This is a genomic window from Streptomyces sp. NPDC002643, assembly GCF_053592555.1.
The window spans coordinates 81,482-97,116 of the sequence record NZ_JBSFVY010000014.1 but is presented as its reverse complement, the minus strand read 5'-3'; the positions used below and the strand labels follow the sequence as shown (position 1 = coordinate 97,116).

Annotated in this window: 16 protein-coding genes and 1 pseudogene; 8 read left to right on the top strand and 9 right to left on the bottom strand. The window is 68.7% G+C overall.

Translation table 11 applies throughout. The features are described from left to right. Window positions 1–85 precede the first annotated feature (85 nt). Entirely contained in the window at window positions 86–475 is a 390-nt protein-coding gene (locus ACWD4G_RS22240; RefSeq protein WP_451295979.1) for a PLD nuclease N-terminal domain-containing protein, read from the top strand. A gap of 148 nt (window positions 476–623) precedes the next feature. Here the strand turns inward: ACWD4G_RS22240 and ACWD4G_RS22235 are convergent, their stop codons facing one another. Together ACWD4G_RS22235 and ACWD4G_RS22230 are read right to left on the bottom strand one after the other, a co-directional pair. Continuing rightward, the gene (locus ACWD4G_RS22235; RefSeq protein ID WP_451295977.1) at window positions 624–1,718 is read right to left on the bottom strand and encodes a CU044_5270 family protein; all 1,095 of its coding nucleotides are present in this window, start codon (window positions 1,716–1,718) and stop codon (window positions 624–626) included. Then, window positions 1,715–2,596, bottom strand: a complete 882-nt coding sequence (locus ACWD4G_RS22230; protein ID WP_451295975.1) for an RNA polymerase sigma factor — start codon at window positions 2,594–2,596, stop codon at window positions 1,715–1,717. Before ACWD4G_RS22230 ends, ACWD4G_RS22235 begins: the two co-directional genes overlap by 4 nt. 110 nt (window positions 2,597–2,706) lie before the next feature. Between ACWD4G_RS22230 and ACWD4G_RS22225 the strand changes: the two genes are divergently transcribed. The 5 genes and pseudogenes from ACWD4G_RS22225 (at window position 2,707) to ACWD4G_RS22205 (ending at window position 6,519) form a co-directional block, all read left to right on the top strand. Beyond that, window positions 2,707–2,955: a hypothetical protein gene (locus ACWD4G_RS22225; RefSeq protein ID WP_451295973.1), complete on the top strand. Its 249-nt coding sequence runs from the start codon at window positions 2,707–2,709 to the stop codon at window positions 2,953–2,955. A 191-nt stretch (window positions 2,956–3,146) separates the two neighbouring features. Then, on the top strand, window positions 3,147–4,433 hold the full coding sequence (locus tag ACWD4G_RS22220; protein ID WP_451295971.1) for an RNA-guided endonuclease InsQ/TnpB family protein: 1,287 nt from the start codon (window positions 3,147–3,149) through the stop codon (window positions 4,431–4,433). A 143-nt stretch (window positions 4,434–4,576) separates the two neighbouring features. Continuing rightward, a pseudogene (locus ACWD4G_RS22215) lies at window positions 4,577–4,816 on the top strand (isopenicillin N synthase family dioxygenase); the annotation flags it as partial. Window positions 4,817–4,964: 148 nt separating this feature from the next. After that, window positions 4,965–6,131, top strand: coding sequence for a hypothetical protein (locus ACWD4G_RS22210; protein WP_451295969.1), 1,167 nt, complete (start codon window positions 4,965–4,967; stop codon window positions 6,129–6,131). Continuing rightward, window positions 6,124–6,519: a GntR family transcriptional regulator gene (locus tag ACWD4G_RS22205; RefSeq protein WP_451295968.1), complete on the top strand. Its 396-nt coding sequence runs from the start codon at window positions 6,124–6,126 to the stop codon at window positions 6,517–6,519. The genes ACWD4G_RS22210 and ACWD4G_RS22205 overlap by 8 nt, the downstream gene beginning before the upstream one ends. A gap of 7 nt (window positions 6,520–6,526) precedes the next feature. On the opposite strand, the gene ACWD4G_RS22200 is transcribed toward ACWD4G_RS22205, so the two are convergent. Next, a complete protein-coding gene (locus tag ACWD4G_RS22200) occupies window positions 6,527–6,994 on the bottom strand; it encodes a DUF7848 domain-containing protein (RefSeq protein WP_451295966.1) in 468 nt (155 codons plus the stop codon). 372 nt (window positions 6,995–7,366) lie between these two features. Between ACWD4G_RS22200 and ACWD4G_RS22195 the strand changes: the two genes are divergently transcribed. Together ACWD4G_RS22195 and ACWD4G_RS22190 are read left to right on the top strand one after the other, a co-directional pair. After that, window positions 7,367–8,287 carry a helix-turn-helix domain-containing protein gene (locus ACWD4G_RS22195; protein ID WP_451295964.1) on the top strand — a complete coding sequence of 307 codons (921 nt, stop codon included), beginning with the start codon at window positions 7,367–7,369 and terminating at the stop codon, window positions 8,285–8,287. Further along, the gene (locus tag ACWD4G_RS22190) at window positions 8,223–8,357 is read left to right on the top strand and encodes a DUF397 domain-containing protein (protein WP_451296235.1); all 135 of its coding nucleotides are present in this window, start codon (window positions 8,223–8,225) and stop codon (window positions 8,355–8,357) included. The genes ACWD4G_RS22195 and ACWD4G_RS22190 overlap by 65 nt, the downstream gene beginning before the upstream one ends. A 583-nt stretch (window positions 8,358–8,940) precedes the next feature. Here ACWD4G_RS22190 and ACWD4G_RS22185 read toward each other — a convergent pair. The 6 genes from ACWD4G_RS22185 to ACWD4G_RS22160 all read right to left on the bottom strand — a co-directional run bounded on the left by ACWD4G_RS22185 (window position 8,941) and on the right by ACWD4G_RS22160 (window position 15,428). Then, window positions 8,941–9,591 (bottom strand): dihydrofolate reductase family protein, encoded by a 651-nt coding sequence (locus ACWD4G_RS22185; RefSeq protein WP_451295962.1) that lies wholly within the window; start codon window positions 9,589–9,591, stop codon window positions 8,941–8,943. 90 nt (window positions 9,592–9,681) lie between these two features. Continuing rightward, window positions 9,682–10,770, bottom strand: a complete 1,089-nt coding sequence (gene ccsB / locus ACWD4G_RS22180; RefSeq protein ID WP_451295960.1) for a c-type cytochrome biogenesis protein CcsB — start codon at window positions 10,768–10,770, stop codon at window positions 9,682–9,684. After that, window positions 10,767–12,587, bottom strand: coding sequence for a cytochrome c biogenesis protein ResB (gene resB, locus ACWD4G_RS22175; RefSeq protein WP_451295958.1), 1,821 nt, complete (start codon window positions 12,585–12,587; stop codon window positions 10,767–10,769). Before resB ends, ccsB begins: the two co-directional genes overlap by 4 nt. A 3-nt stretch (window positions 12,588–12,590) precedes the next feature. Beyond that, on the bottom strand, window positions 12,591–13,340 hold the full coding sequence (locus ACWD4G_RS22170) for a cytochrome c biogenesis CcdA family protein (RefSeq protein ID WP_451296233.1): 750 nt from the start codon (window positions 13,338–13,340) through the stop codon (window positions 12,591–12,593). 58 nt (window positions 13,341–13,398) lie between these two features. Beyond that, window positions 13,399–13,998, bottom strand: a complete 600-nt coding sequence (locus tag ACWD4G_RS22165; protein WP_451295956.1) for a TlpA family protein disulfide reductase — start codon at window positions 13,996–13,998, stop codon at window positions 13,399–13,401. 89 nt (window positions 13,999–14,087) lie between these two features. Continuing rightward, window positions 14,088–15,428 (bottom strand): hypothetical protein, encoded by a 1,341-nt coding sequence (locus tag ACWD4G_RS22160; RefSeq protein WP_451295954.1) that lies wholly within the window; start codon window positions 15,426–15,428, stop codon window positions 14,088–14,090. Between the last annotated feature and the right edge of the window lie 207 nt (window positions 15,429–15,635).

Genomic DNA, 15,635 nt, shown 5'->3' with positions numbered 1-15,635 from the left:
GGCCAAGTATCCCCGAGGGGCTACCCTGACCCCGTCACGGGGCCCGGTATGCGCGGGCCCGCCACGGCTTTCAGGGGGCTGTTCCATGTTCCGGGTGTTGATGTATCTGGTGCCGCTGGCACTGACGATCTACGCGTTCATCGACTGTCTCAACACCCCCGAGGACGAGGCGAAGCATCTGCCGAAGATCGCATGGGTCTTCATCATTCTGCTTTTCTGGATCGTCGGGCCGATTGCCTGGCTGGCGGCCGGGAAGCTGCGGAATCCGCCCGTGAACGGGCGCACGCCCTCCGAGTGGCATCGCAATCACCGGACGGAGTACGTGGCTCCGGACGACAATCCCGAGTTCCTCAAGTCGCTCGCCGAGGAGAACAAGAAGGACGAGTCCCTGCTGAAGAGTTGGGAGGCTGATCTTCGGCGGCGGGAGGAGGAGTTGAAGCGGAAGGAAGAAGAAGGGGAGGGGGAGAAGGAGTAGGGGCGCCTTTTCGCCGTGGGGGGTTGTGGATCGTCGGCGAGTGCGGGTTCGTTGTGGTTGCTCGCGCAGTTCCCCGCGCCCCTGAAGAGTTCGGGCCTTCGGCCCTCAATCCGCGGCACCCCCTCGCCCCCTGGCTCCCCTGATTCTCCTAATCCTCCTCAGGCCACTGGCCTTCCTCCAGGCCCTTCGGGGTTTCTCCGACCTTGTCCACGACCCTGACGGCGTTCAGGGCCGTGTCCTCCGTGCCCAAGTACTTGAGGCTCTTGCGGTCGAAGATCCATACGGCGCGGTCGTCCCCCTCGCCGAAGGTCAGGCCGATGCCCTCGCGGCCGGAGATGTCCCGCGCCTTGTCGACGACGCTCACTCCGGGGATCTTGGCGATGGAGAGCCAGATCGCACGGTTCAGCTCGGGCAGCAGGGTCGCTTCTTCGAGCATCGTGCCGAAGTACTCCAGGACGGCGTCCTCGTGGGTCGGGCCCTGGCCCTCCGTCGCGGCCCACGCCTTCTCGTACAGGGCCTCGGGGTCGGTCGGCAGGGCCTCCAGTTCGCGGAACGTGGTGGTGTTCGAGTCGGGGTAGATCACCATGTCCTTGTTGGGGACCTTCGACCACTTCTCGAAGTCCTCCTTCGACATCCCGTCGGGCCTCGGCTGCCCCATGAGCCAGTCGGTCTTGGCGAGCCCGTTCCGCTTGCCGTTGACGGACATCCAACGGGTCTCGGTGTAGAGGTAGTCCCCGTCGGATTCCCGCACCCGGCCCTGGACGCGGGTGTAGATGAACTGGTCGTCGCGTACCTCGATGGCGGCGGTGGCCTGCGCCGTCGACGCGGCGGCGATGCGCTCCAGCAGCCGCACGGCCTCCGCATCGGTGCTCGCCCGTTCCGGCCCCGCGACCATGACGACCGTGGTGGCGACGACGGCGGCCGCAGCGGTCAGCGGGACGGCGACCAGCGCCCACCGCCGACGCGTCCACCCCGGACGCCGCCGCCCCTCGGCACCGGGCCACCCCCCGATCTCGATCGACTGATCAACCAGGTCCGGCTCTTCCGCCCCCGTCTTCATGTCCTCCGTGTCCTCCGTGTCCTCCGTGTACTCCGTCACGAAGTCGGTCCGCAGGGCGGATTCGTCGCCGGTGATCTCTCGCATCAGGTGACCCTCCAGTCGGAGCAGACGGTCGCCGGGCAGGACCGGGTCACCCGGGCTCGGCAGCAGCCGGGCCAGTTCTTCGCGTTCCGCGGGGTTCATCGGTTTCTCTCCTGTGCCTGTGTCGACCTGGCCGCGTCCGTGCGGCCACCCGGTACCTGTCCGCTGCCGAAACCCCGTCTCGCCCCCGACCGCACTTCCGGCGGTCTCGGCGGCGTCGACCGTTCTGGCGGTCTCGGCGGCGTAGACGGTTCCGGAGGTCTCGGCGGCGTCGACGGTGTCGCCGGCTCCGGCCGTCCCCCCGGTTTCCGCTCCTGCCGGGCCAGTTCGGCCTCCGCCAGGCCTCTCAGGCGTTGCCGGGCGCGGGCGAGTCGTGACCGTACGGTGCTGGTGGGGACGTCGAGGGCCTCGGCGGCCGCGGCGTAGCTCAGGCCGGACCAGACGCAGAGCGCGAAGACCTCCCGCTCGCGTTTGCGGAGCTTGCCGAGGGCGACGCGGGCGGCGGCGAGACGGTCGGCGTCCTCCATACGGCCGACCAGTTCATCGGCGAAGTCGGGCACCGTCTCGCGCTCGGCCCGGCGTTCCGGCAGCCGGGCGAGCGCGGCGCTGTGCCGCCGGGCGGCCCGCCGGGTGTTGCGCAGGACATTGGTGGCGATGCCGAACAGCCAGGGCCGCAGGCTGCGGACACCACCGGGGTCATGGCCAAGGCCGCCGCCGAAGTGGCCGTCCCCGCCAGGCTCGTCGCCGTCCCCATCCCAGTCGGTGCCGCCATCGAGGTCGGCCACCTCCGCGTCCGACAGCAGCCGCTCCCGCAACCGCCACGCCTCCAGGAAGGTCAGCGACACCACGTCCTCCGCCGCCGCCCGGTCGGCCGTCAGCCGTGCGGCATGGCTGTAGACCACCGACGCGTGCGCACGGAAGAGCTGGGCGAACGCCTCCGGATCGCCGGCCCGTATCCGGGCGCGTAGAGAAAGTTCCACGTCCCTCCCTGTCCGTTCCCTGGCCACCGTCCCTATGACCCCCGTCACAGCACGGGAACCCATGACGACGGCCGTCCCACCCCACACCCCAGGCCATAGTCTTCGCTCCGATGCCCGAACGATCGCCCGCCCCCACTCCCCAGCCCCCTCCCACCATCACCGGCGCCCCCACCCGTCTCCGCCCGGTGGACCTGGCCCGGCTCTCCGGTGTCTCCACCCAGCGCGTGTGGGAGGCCGCGGGCCTGCTGTCCCCGCGCCGCGAACCCGGCACCGGCTACCGCCACCGTTGCTTTCGGGCGGGGTGCCTGGTCCTTCAGGGCCGGGGTGAATGCCCGCTCCCGCGTAGCGGGCAGAGGTAGCCGAATCGCCGCCAGGGCGATTCGGCGTCCCCTTCACGACGTCCAGGGCGGCGTCGAGCAGGTGGTGGCGGTGAGTTGCGGGGGTGTTCGGGGCTGTGGGGTGTGCTGGTCACTCGTGCGGGTGATGGTGGTCGAAGGGGTGCGCGGGTGGGGAACGGGGTGGCTAGGTTCGCGGTGTGTCTCGTTTCCGGATGTACCCGACGCCCGCGCAGGCGGAGCAGATGCTCACGCACTGTGCGCATGCCCGGTACGTGTGGAATCTAGCCGTTGAGCAGCATGCGCACTGGCGTGGGTGGCGCAGGGCCGCTCCCGGTTTCGCGGAGCAGTGTCGTCAGCTCACCGAGGCGCGGCGGGAGAACGAGTGGCTGGGTGCCGGGAACGCGGATGTGCAGCAGCAGGCTCTCAAGGACTTCGCCAAGGCCAAGAAGGCCCGCTTCGCGTCGGGGTTCGGTGAGCCGACCTGGCGCAGGAAGTTCCGTCATGAGGGTTTCCGGGTCATCGGCACCGACCGTGTACCCGAGTACGACGCGGACGGGTCGCCGAGGCTGAACGCGAAGACCGGCAGGCAGGTCATGGGCCGCTCCGTCGTCGTGCAGAGGCTGAACCGCAGGTGGGCGCAGGTCAGGGTGCCCGGCTGCGGCTGGGTCCGCTTCCGCCTCAGCCGCAGAGGCAAGGGCGCGAAGCTGCCCGACGCGAAGACGTTCCGCGTCACCTTCCGCAACGGGCAGTGGCACATCGCCTTCGCGGTCATCCCCGAGCCGACCCCCGCGCCCGGCACCGGCAAGGTCATCGGTATCGACCGGGGCGTGACCGTCACCGCCGCGCTGTCGGACGGCCGCACCCTGAACTGCCCGCAGCTCACCGTCAGGGAACGCGCCCAGATCCGCAAGCACCAGCGGCGTGCGGCACGGGCGAAGAAGGGCAGTCCCGAGAAGGCGGCCGAGTACGCCAAAGTCGCCAAGCTCAAGGCGCGGGAGGTGAACCGGCGCAAGGACTGGTGCGAGAAGACCAGCACCATGCTCGCCCGCTCCTACGGCCTGATCCGGTTCGAGAAGCTGAACATCCGGAACATGACCCGCTCCGCGAAGGGAACCGTCGAGCAGCCTGGCAAGAACGTCGCCCAGAAGTCCGGCCTGAACCGGGCGATCCTCGCCCAGGGCTGGGGCCTGCTCCGGCAACGCACCGAGCACAAGGCCCCCGGCCGGGTCGAGGACGTACCCGCCCCCTACACCAGTCTGCGATGCAGCGCCTGCGGATGGATCGACAAGAACTCGCGCAAGAGCCAAGCCGAGTTCGTCTGTTCCTCCTGCGGCTTCACCTGCAACGCGGACACCAACGCGAGTATCAACGTCGCGGCAGGACAGGGCGGGATTCCCCGCCCCCGGCGCACAGCCGGTGCCGGAGGGACGACACCGCCCACCAAGCGGTCGAACGTCCGTGAACCTCAACCCAACTGGGTTGGAATCCCCCTCTTTTAAGAGGGGGAGGATGTCAACCGCACTAGGGCAATGCTCGAAGGCGCGGCCCATCTGCACACCTACCTTTTCTCGCGGGAAGAGTAGAGGCATGAATCAGCCGCACCCCCGCCCCCAGCCCCGCACCACCGACACCGCCGACACCACCGGCAGGTGATCTGATGGCCCGTTGGACGGGCGACCGCTGGCGCTCCGGCCGCCATCGCGTCCTGCCGCCCCCGGCCGACGAACCCACCGAGGAACTGATGTCCCTCGTCTACTTCGGCGAGTGCACCCCCGGCACGATCGTGGAATCGGTCCCGCCCCCGGTCGGCCGCGTGACGTACCCCCCGATCGACTCCCACGTCCATCTCCGCGCCCAACTGGACTCGATCACCATGGAATGAGCCATCGGTTGATCCCCGGTGATCCCGGATGATCCCCAACGCCTCACTTGTATCGAGGGTTTGACACAAGTTCCCCACACCCGGCATCTTGTACGACACCTTGTACTGACCACTTGATACAAGCGACCGCTCGCCGGGGGGGGACCACATGCTCAACACCAACACCAACACCGACGCCGACACCGCTCACGCCACGGAACCGGCCGACCCCGCCCGTCTGACCGACCTGCCCGAACCCCAGCCCCGGTTCGGTGCCGAGGCGCATCGCTGGGCCCGTTGGTCCGGGCTGGTCGTGGGGTTCGTGGTCGGGTGGCAGTTCCTCACGATGGGCAACGAGGACATCGCGGAGCCGATCACCTGGGGGACGGCGGCGTTCGGGCTGTGCGCGGTGGCGGGGGTGCTGCTCGGTGACGCGCTCACCCCGCGCCCCCGGGACGCGGTACGCACCGCGAGTCTCACCCCACGCCGGATCAGAGACCATGTGCCGCCCCGGATGGCCCCGTTGCTCGTCGCGCAGTCGGCGTTCCTCGTCGTCCTGCTGGCGATAGGCGCCGCCACGGCCACGGAGGACAAACAGGGCCGACCGGACCGGGCCCTCGCGCTCACCTGCGACGGCATCCACACGGTCGTCGGCCCCTGGCCCGGCCTGTTCTACAGCGTCCCGATGCTCGCCGCCCTCGCCGTCGGAACGCCCGCGTGCGTCTGGGCGCTGCGCCGTGTGGCCCACGGCCCCGGCGACGACCAGCAGCGCCATGACCGCGCGTGGGCGATCACCGGGGCGTGGGGTCTGATGGTGTCGGGCCAGCTGGTGCTGGTCGTGCTGATGATCGCCACCATGCTGATGGAGGCGCCCTGCGCCGCGCCCCTCAGCCCCCTCACCGTCCTGGTGATCTACCCCCTGGGCTTCCTCAGCCTGTTCACGGCAGCCTGGTCGCTGGCCACGGTGGTGGTCCCCCGAGCGGTCGCCGACGAGCCGGCCACCGGCGATGACCCGACCGACGAGGACGAGCCGGTCACGGGGGACGAGCCCTCGGTCGACGGGGACGAGTCCTCGGTCGACGGGGACGAGCCCTCGGTCGATGAGGACGAGACGGCGGACGAGGACAAGCCGACCGACGAGAGCGAGCCGGTCGCAGGGGACGAGCCGGTCGCCGAGGACGAGCCGACCGAAGAGGACGAGCCCGCCGCCACGAAAACCCCTGCGGACACGGAAACCCCCGCTGTCGCGGAAACGTCGGCCGACACGAAGACCCCCGCCCCCAGCGACGAACCAGGCGAAGGCAAGAAGGCCAGGCAGGGCGACGACGATGAATGAAGCCGCCGTTCATGTCGACACCACCAGTCAGGTGCCGCCGTACGAACAGATCCGGGCCCAGTTGGGCGCCCTGATCGTCACCGGCCGGCTGATCGAGGGCGACCGCCTCCCGACCGTACGGCAGCTCGCCGCCGACCTCGGCCTCGCCCCCGGCACCGTCGCCCGCGCCTACCGCGAGCTGGAGGCGGCCGAACTGATCCGCACCCGGCGCGGCGCGGGCAGCCGGGTGGCGGCCCTCCCCGAGGGCCCCCTCGACCACGACCCCGACCAACTGGCCACCCTCGCCCGCGACTTCACCTCGGCGGCCCGAGCGCTCGGCGCGGACACCGACACCATCCTCAACGCCGTACACGAGGCCCTGAAGACGAAGGGCGAGGACTCCATCTAGGGCTGGTTCACCGAAGCGGTACCTCCTCCAACGGCTCCAGCACCGCGTAGTCGCCGAAGCTCCGCCGGTAACGGAGGTGCCGCGTCTCCTGCGTGTGTTTGCGCTGCCACTCCTCCACGCCCGCCGGGTCGTGATGCACCCCGGACGTGGCCCCGCACTCCACCTCGTCCCCGGACACACACGTCGCCTCGTACTCCGGCTCGGCCGACTGGTCCTGCGCGATGACGTACGGCACGTACCGGAAGATCCGACGTGTACGGGTCGGAAGAGCGGGGAGAGCCGTTTCCCTGGCGGTGGCCGCCCCTTCGTGCTCGCGCCGCCGGTGGCGGCGGAGCAGGACGTTGGCGTCGGTCTCGGCGCTGAAGTCGTAACGGGCGCGCGCCTCGTTACGCCTTACGGACAGCTCCTCGCACGTTTTACAACCCGGTACCGGAACGGGTGGACGGTCCAGGGGGTCAGGTTGACGCAACGTCACATCCTCCTCTTCGCACGGCGGTTCGCCGCTTTCAGTTCTGCCCCGATCCGCTCCGCCTGTGTCGCGGGTCTGAGGCTCGCCGGATCGGCCTCCCACTCCCGGCCGCCCCCAACGGGACGCAGCATCGCGTAAGGCCCGACCCGGCCCCGATACTCGCCGACCCGCCGCGTACCGGGGTCATAGACGAGCTGTCCATCTGGTTCCACGTGCACTCCACAGCCCTTTTGTAACTCTGGGTGTAATCAGGGTTGCCGAGGGGAAGCGTCGTCTTCAACGCCGGACGCGTGCGACTGGCTATTGACACAGAGCAATTTGGGGGCCGTTGTGACGCGACGGAACGCAGACGGCGGGACCGGCGCCGGGAACGCCGAGATGTTCGGCGAGGTGCTACGTCACTTCCGCGAGGCGGCACTGCTGACGCAGGAAGCGCTTGCGAGGCAGATCCCCTGCGACCGGTCGCATGTCGCGAGAGTCGAGGCGGGCACGAGGGTGCCGTCCGATGACTTCGCCAAGAAGTGCGATGAACTGCTGGGTACGGGTGGGGTGTTGCTCAAGCTGTGGGGCAAGGTCGACTGGTATCCGGCGGTTGTGCATCCGGACTGGTTCGAGCGCCGGGCGCAGATGGACACCGAGGCCACCTCTGTCATGCAGTACACGGCCAGCATCGTGTCGGGCCTGATGCAAACCGAGGACTACATGCACGAGGTGTTCGCTCGTTTCAAGGAGGACACCATGCCGGTGGAGGAACGCGTCAGAGCGCGGCTCAGTCGCCAACAGCGCTTCCTGGCCTCTGACGGACCGCTCTACGTCGCCGTGATGGACGAGAGTTCTCTGCGCACCGTGGTGGGAGGCCCCCGCATCATGCGGAACCAGTTGGCCCATCTGCTGGAGGTAGGCCGACGCCCCAACATCCGTATCCAGGTCGCCCCCTTCGACAACCCTGAAATTACCCGCCCCGCAGCAAACTTGAGCCTGCTCACGCTGCCCGACGGACACCGGTGGGTGTACTCCGAATCCCTGGACCTCGGTCACTTCAGCGACGATCCAGCCGTCCTCGCTCGACACCAGCGAACCTATGATGTGCTCAGGGCAGACGCTCTGTCGCCCCGCGAATCAGCCGCTCTGATCAGCGACTTGATGGGAAGGTATGAGCACCATGAGCAGTCTGGATCTGAGCGCGGCGGTCTGGGTCAAGAGCAGCTACAGCCACGGCAACGGCGGGGAATGCATCGAAATCGCCCCCGATACCCCCGTCCCCGGCGTCGTCCCCATCCGCGACAGCAAGAATCCTGACGGACCTGTCCTGGTCGTAAACCGAACCACCTGGGCCTCCTTCGTCACCGGCATCCGATCACTGCCGTAACCGAACGGCCAATCCGCACCCCACTCCGAAGCAACTGCCCCTCGCCGCCCTGCTGTTGATACCCACAACAGCTATGGCCCACGAAACCCTGCTGGCGACCGCGGAGCGGCTCGCGGAGCCGGTGCCCGGCGGTGGACGGATACCGTTCCCGCGCCTGGCGTGCGGCCTCCTCGCCGTCGCGTCCGGCGGCTGGAGCGGCCACGAGCTGCCGTACATCCGCGACGAGACGCGCCGCATCCTGCTGCTGAGCGAGACGCGCAGCCGACCGGCGGGGTCGAAAGGCCGCCGGTGGTGCGGCAAGCTCGTCGCACGGCTGGTGTCGTCGCTGCCGGTGTCGGGGCCGGTGGTGGTGGAGGCGGTCGTGGAGGCGTCGTTGGAGGCGTACAGCGAGGGCATGTCGGCGCCGTACAGACGTCTGCGCAGGGGCGCCGTCTGGTACCGCGACTACCCGAACGCGGACGGCAACCCGAAACTCGGCCTGATCCTCCTCTCCCACCACTTCAGGGCGTCGCCAGACACCCGCACGCACGCCGAACGCCACCTCCTACGGGCCCTGCTGGCGGACCTGACCGACCACGGCTCGCTACTTCCGCCAGAACAGGTGATGGGTCACCCCGCTGGGGCTGGGCACGACGTCCAGGTGGAAGCGGTCGCGCAGCTCGTCCGGGGAGTCCCAGAGCCGCAGCCCGGAACCGAGCTTGATCGGTGAGACGGCGATGTGGAGGGTGTCGACGAGGTCGGCGTCCAGGAACTCCCGGATCGTGGTGACGCCGCCGCCGAGCCGTACGTCCTTGCCGCCCGCCGCCTCCTTGGCCCGCTCCAGGACCGTCGCCGGATCGCCGTCGACGAAGTGGAACGTGGTGTCGGAGAGCGTGAACGAGGGGCGCGGGTGGTGGGTCAGTACGAACACCGGGGTGTGGAACGGCGGTTCGTCGCCCCACCAGCCCCGCCACTCCTCGTTCTCCCAGGGCCCCCGCTGCGGCCCGAACTTGTTGCGGCCCATGATCTCGGCGCCGATGTTGTTGGCGAAGTCGCGGGTGAAGTAGTCGTCGAGTCCTCTGCTTCCCCCGGGAGCGACGCGGTTCGGCCAGCTGGCCGTCGCCCCCGCCCAGGCGAACAGCTTCCCGGGATCGACATCCAGCCCGAACGGATTCTCCAGACTCTGGTCCTCCCCGGCGGCGATCCCATCGCTGGACACACCGAAGTTCTGCACACGCAGCAGCTGCTGAGCCATGACGCCCTCCTCAGGTCACCGCCCAACGTAGCCGCGCCCACTGACAACGCCCCGCCGGACCACGCGGTGGTGGCCCGTCCGGCGGGGCCGTCAGACCCCGGCGTACGAGTGCTTGCCGCTGACGAAGATGTTGACGCCGTAGTAGTTGAACAGCCAGCAGGCGAAGGCGGCGAGCGCGATGTACGCGGCCTTGCGGCCCTTCCAGCCGGCGGTGGCGCGGGCGTGCAGATAGCAGGCGTAGGCGACCCAGGTGATGAACGACCAGGTCTCCTTGGGGTCCCAGCCCCAGTAACGGCCCCACGCGTCGCCCGCCCAGATCGCGCCCGCGATGATCGTGAACGTCCACAGCGGGAAGACGGCGGCGTTGACGCGGTACGAGAACTTGTCGAGGGAGGCCGAGGCGGGCAGCCGCTCCATGACGGAGGTCGCGAACCGGCCGGGCCTGCCGCCGCCCGCGAGCTTGCTCTCGTACGAGTCCTTGAACAGGTACAGGATCGTGCCGACCGCGCCCACGTAGAAGACCGCGCCGCAGAGGATCGCCGTCGAGACGTGGATGTACAGCCAGTACGAGTGCAGGGCGGGAACGAGCTGGTCACTGGCGGTGTACAGGACCGTGACGGCGAGGCCGAGGTCGAGCAGGACGGTCGTGATGAGGGGGAGCCCGAGCCAGCGCACATTCTTCCTCAGCGCGAGCAGCACGAGGAACACGCCGACGGCCACGGTGGAGAAGGTGATGTTGAACTCGTACATGTTGCCCCACGGCGCCCGCCGCACCGAGAGCGCCCGAGCGAGCACACCGCCGAACTCGACGGCCCACGCCAGCGCGGTGAGGGACACGGCGATCCGTCCGTAGAGATCGCCCTGCTCGTCCCCGCCGTGCGCCCCGGGCCCGTCCGGCACGTCCCGCGCCCCGGCGACGGCCCGCACGACCACCTTGGGCCGCTCCAACACGGAGGTGCCCCCGGCGGCGTTCTTCACGGTCACGGCCGGGGCGTCCACCTTCACGTCCCCGTCGTCGCCGGTCAACGCGGCAGCCGTACGCCCCACCTTGCTCCGACTCCCGAACAGCCACTCGGCGATATACGCGAAGAAGGCCAGGGTGTACACGGCCATGGCGGAGTAGATCAGCGTGTTACTGATATTCGCCAGGTTCTCGTTGGTTGCGGCGGCGAGCATCACTTCTCCTCAGCCCCTTCGGAATCAGACATAGCTGCGGGCAATCGTGCCGCTGGGGCGGCACCCATCCCAAAGAGAGCGGCACCCGGCAAGCGCCGGTCAGCGCCATCGCCCTCAACCTCAGCCCCAGCCCCAGCCGCCGGTTCGGTACCGGACTCGGCCTCGGCAAGGGTCGGCGCCTCGTCGTGGATCACGGCAGCCAAGTCGCCCAGCTCCTCCGCCACCTTCGCGGACTCACTGCGCCCAAGCCCCGCCATCTCGACCACGGTGACCCCATCGGCCCCGGCGGTGGCCCGCACCCACACCCTGCGCCGCTGGATGAACAGCGACCCGGCAAGCCCGGCGATCGCCGCGAGCGCCCCACCCAACGCCCACCCACTCCCGGGCTGCTGGGTGACCTGGAACCCGGCCCACTCCTTGACCCCCTCGAAGGTGACCGTCCCATTGCCCCCCGGCAGGGTCATGGTCTCCCCCGGCTTCAGGTTCTCCCGCACCTGCTCACCCTCGGCGTTCTCATACGCCTTCAGCTTCCGCTTCTCCAGCTGGTACACACTCTGCGGAACCCCCGCGTCCACCCCGAGATCCCCGTGATAGGGCTCAAGGTTGAGCACGGGATTGAGCAGCGCCGGGAACTGCGAGACGACCGCGGTACCGGCCCCGCCGTAACTCGGCAGGAAGAACGCCTGGAAGCCGAGCTGCTCCCGTACGCCCTTGGCGTTGCGATAGCCGTCCATGACCTTGATCGCACCGGTGGAGGTGACATTGGCGTCCAGCGGCAGCAACGGCACGGCATCGCTGTAGACGACCTTGCCCTTGCCGTCCCGGATGGTGACGACGGGCGCGTAACCATGGCTGACGAGGTACACCTTGGAGTCGTCGATCTCCAGCGGCTTGTTGACCTCGATCTTGGTCGTCTTCTCCTTGCCGTCGGCGCCGACGGCGTAGGTGACGGTCGCCTCGTAGATCCTCGGGGTCCCCTTGTTGGGCCCGGTGGCCTCGTAGGTGCCCCGGAAGCTCTTGAGGTCGAAGCTGAACGGGTTGAGGTCGTCGGCGGTGAAGAGGTTGCCGGACTTGAAGTCGTCGTACTGGGTGAGGGTGTTGGCGAAGCCGTCGCCCTCGACGATCAGTTTGTTGCCCTCGGAGCGGTAGAGCTGGCCCCAGGCGAAGGCGATGAGCATCACGATCAGGGCGAGGTGGAAGGCGAGGTTGCCGGCCTCCCGCAGGTAGCCCTTCTCGGCGGCGACGGCGTCCCCGGTTACGTGGGCGCGGAACCGGCGGCGCCCCAGGGCCTTGAGGGCGACCTCGCGCACCTGCTCCGGCGTGGCCTCGGTGCGCCAGGTCGCGTACGCGGGCAGCCGGGTCAGCCGCTTGGGGGCGCCCGGCGGGCGTCCGCGCAACTGGCCCACGAACTGCCAGGTGCGGGGCACGATGCAGCCGATGAGCGAGACGAAGAGAAGGATGTAGATCGCCGAGAACCACACCGAGCTGTAGACGTTGAAGAGCTGGAGCTTCTCGTAGATCGGCCCGAGCGTGTCGTGCCGGTCCATGAAGTCGGCGACCTTGGTCTCGTCCTGCCCCGACTGCGGGATCAGCGAGCCGGGGATCGCGGCGAGCGACAGCATGAACAGCAGCAGCAGCGCGACCCGCATGGAGGTCAACTGCCGCCAGAACCAACGGGCCCAGCCGATCACACCCAGCGAGGGCAGGTTGGGCGCCGTGTCCTCCTGCGGAGCGGTGCTCATCCGTGCCCCGGCGGCTCCGGTGTCCTCACTGCTGTCAGTACCGTTGTCAGTACCGCTGTCGGTGTCAGTCGTACTCATCGATCAGATCCCCACGGTGAAGCCGGTGGACCAGACCTGCATCTCCTGCACGATGCGGTCCCAGGCGCCGGTCAGCATGAGCACTCCGATCGCGATCATCATGCCGCCGCCGATGCGCAACACCCATGTGTAGTGCCGCTTGATCCAGGCGAAGGCGCCGAGCGCCTTGCGGAAGGCCACCGCGGCGAGCACGAAGGGCAGGCCCAGCCCCAGACAGTACGCCACCATCAGGACGGCCCCGCGTACGGCGCTCGCTTCCTGGAGGGCGAGGGCGTTGACCGTGGCGAGGGTGGGGCCGATACAGGGCACCCAGCCGATCGCGAAGAGCGCGCCCAGCACGGGGGCGCCCACCAGACCGGTGGCGGGCCTGGTGTGGAAGCGGAACTCCCGCTGGGTCAGCCAGGGCATCAGCCCCATGAAGAACAGCCCCATGCCGATCATGAGCGCACCGAGCACCCTGGTCAGCACGGTCTGGTGCTCCAGCAGCGTCGTCCCGAAGTACCCGAAGAGCGCCCCGCTGGAGACGAACACGGCGGTGAACCCGAGCACGAACAGCCCGGCCCCCGCGACCATCCGCCCCCTCCGGGCATCGGCCAGATCGGTGCCGCCGACGCCGGTGACGTACGACAGATAGCCGGGCACGAGGGGCAGTACGCAGGGGGAGAAGAAGGAGACGAGTCCGCCGAGCATCGCGATCGGCAGCGCGAGGAGGAGGGCCCCGCTGTTCACCGTCCCCGTGAGATCGGCGGCCATAGTCAGGGCGTCTGAGGTGTGCACGGTCGAGGTCACGGTCGTCGTCGTACCGGACACGTCACTTCTCCGCGAGGATCGGCTTGAGCATCTTGCGCAGCAGTTCCTCGGTGAGCGGCTTCTGGGCGCGTGCGGCGAGCTTGCCGTCCCGGTCCACGACGAGGGTGGAGGGGATCATCTGCGGGTTGAGCGCGCCCTTCTCGAAGCGCAGCAGCAGCTTCCCGGTGGGGTCGTAGAGGCTCGGGTACGTGACCTTGTACTCGTCCTCGAAGGCGCGGGCGGGGCGGGTGCTGGTGTCGCGGGTGTTGATGCCGACGAACTGCACGCCCTGGCCCGCGAGGTCCGTGGAGACCTTGACGAAGTTGGGCGCCTCGGCCCGGCACGGCGGGCACCAGGAGCCCCAGACGTTCAGGACGACGATCTTGCCCTTGTACTGGGAGACGTCCAGAGTGTCGCCGTCGATGGTCTTCCCGGACAGCTCGGGCGCGGTGGCCCGGTCGCCCTTCTTGACGGTCGCGATCCCGTCGGAGCCGGCGACGAACCCCGTACCGCCACCGCCGCCCTGGACGCCTCCGCCCGAGCAGGCGGTGAGCACGAGGGTGAGGGCCGCGGCCCCGGCGGTGAGCAAAGCGGCACGACTGCGGCTCGTACGGACACTCATGTGAAAAGTTTCGCATGCCCGATTCGCGGCCCTACGGCGGGGTCGAAAGCGGGCGTTCGCCCCGGTCAGGCGGCTGGTCGGACGGCTGCTCAGGCGCCCGATCCGGTCTCCGGTCCAGCCGTCGTACCGGCATCCGAACCGGCACCCGACCCGGCGCCCAGGAACTCCTTCCAGCCGCCCGTCGGCGCCTGGCCGACGCCGAGGGTCTGGAGCTTGGCGAGGACGTCCGGCTTCTGGGCGTCCATCCAGTCCACGTACTGCCGGAAGGACACGATCCGGATGTCCCCCTCCGGGGCCTTCTCCTTCGCCCGGCCGATGTGCTTCAGGGCACCCTCGACGGCGTCCATGTAGACCCCGCCGTTCCATTCCTCGAAGTGGTTGCCTATGAAGAGGGGCGCCCGGTTGGTCTCGTAGGCCCGCTGGAAGCCGGCTATGTAGGCCTCGGTGGCCTGGGTGCGGTAGGAGGGGTAGTTGGCGGGTGGGGCCTGGGTGGAGTTCTGGGACTGGTTGTACATGATGTTGTAGTCCATCGAGAGGACCTCGAACTGCCGCCCGGGGAACGGTATGGACTGCAGTGGCAGATCCCACACCCCGCTCTTCTTCCTGGGCCACACCTGGAGCCCGCCCGGCGAGGAGGAGTCGTAGCGCCAGCCCAGCTCGCGCGCGGTCGGCAGCAGGTTCTCCTGCCCCAGCAGACAGGGCGTGCGCCCGCCGACCAGTTCCTTGTCGTAGTCGAAGGGCAGCGGGTCGAGGTCGGTCCAGCCGCTGTTGGTCTTCCACTCCTTCACGAAGGCCTTCGCCTGGTCTATCTCGCTGCGCCACTGCTTGGGCGTCCAGTTGGCGACGGAGCCGTGGCCGCCGCAGAAGTGGCCGTTGAAGTGCGTGCCTATTTCGTGGCCGTCGAGCCAGGCGGTCCGCAGATGACCGAGCGTGGATTTGATGTGTTCGTCCGTCAGATAACCGATGTCGGAGGCGCCGGGAGCGTTGTTCGGCGGCAGATACGTCCGCTTTTTCGACTCGGGGAGGAGATAGATCCCCGAGAGAAAGAACGTCATATGGGCGCCGTGCTCCTTGCCCGCCTCCAGAAACCGCTCGAAGAGCCCGTTGCCGACATCACCGGCACCGTCCCAGGAGAACACCACGAACTGCGGCGGGGTCTGGCCGGCTTCCAGCGCGCGCGGCTTCTCCGGCTGGTGGGGCTGGGCCCCGGTGTTCGCGGTGGACCCGTCACCCAGCGGCTTCACGGAGGTCTTCTTGTCCCCCGGGCCCTTGCCGCCACCTGAGCGCTTGCCGCCACCGGAGCCACCCTTGCCACCGGCTTCACCGGGCTTGCCCCCGAGTCCCGTACCGCACCCGGTGAGCCCCAACGCGGCCGTGGCACCCACACCCGCACCGAGTCCCAGCATTCCCCTTCGTGAAATGTGGCGCATTACTTCCCCCTTGGTCAGATCCCTCACCCCTTATGAGGAGGACACCGATTTAGAGGGCTATGAACCAGCCGTGGTTCCAGGCCACCGACACCTGTTTAAGATCATTTGACCGAATAGCCCCGGACACCGGGTCACCGGGTCACTGAGTCACCGGGATAAAGGAAAGGGCCGTACGTCTACAAGAGAGACGTACGGCCCCGGGGGTTG

Coding starts and splice junctions, on each gene's coding strand:
- ACWD4G_RS22240 (WP_451295979.1), top strand. CDS start 86: ATGTTCCGGGTGTTGATGTATCTGGTGCCGCTGGCACTGACGATCTAC.
- ACWD4G_RS22235 (WP_451295977.1), bottom strand. CDS start 1,718: ATGAACCCCGCGGAACGCGAAGAACTGGCCCGGCTGCTGCCGAGCCCG.
- ACWD4G_RS22225 (WP_451295973.1), top strand. CDS start 2,707: ATGCCCGAACGATCGCCCGCCCCCACTCCCCAGCCCCCTCCCACCATC.
- ACWD4G_RS22220 (WP_451295971.1), top strand. CDS start 3,147: ATGTACCCGACGCCCGCGCAGGCGGAGCAGATGCTCACGCACTGTGCG.
- ACWD4G_RS22210 (WP_451295969.1), top strand. CDS start 4,965: ATGCTCAACACCAACACCAACACCGACGCCGACACCGCTCACGCCACG.
- ACWD4G_RS22205 (WP_451295968.1), top strand. CDS start 6,124: ATGAATGAAGCCGCCGTTCATGTCGACACCACCAGTCAGGTGCCGCCG.
- ACWD4G_RS22195 (WP_451295964.1), top strand. CDS start 7,367: ATGTTCGGCGAGGTGCTACGTCACTTCCGCGAGGCGGCACTGCTGACG.
- ACWD4G_RS22185 (WP_451295962.1), bottom strand. CDS start 9,591: ATGGCTCAGCAGCTGCTGCGTGTGCAGAACTTCGGTGTGTCCAGCGAT.
- resB (WP_451295958.1), bottom strand. CDS start 12,587: ATGAGTACGACTGACACCGACAGCGGTACTGACAACGGTACTGACAGC.
- ACWD4G_RS22170 (WP_451296233.1), bottom strand. CDS start 13,340: ATGGCCGCCGATCTCACGGGGACGGTGAACAGCGGGGCCCTCCTCCTC.
- ACWD4G_RS22165 (WP_451295956.1), bottom strand. CDS start 13,998: ATGAGTGTCCGTACGAGCCGCAGTCGTGCCGCTTTGCTCACCGCCGGG.
- ACWD4G_RS22160 (WP_451295954.1), bottom strand. CDS start 15,428: ATGCGCCACATTTCACGAAGGGGAATGCTGGGACTCGGTGCGGGTGTG.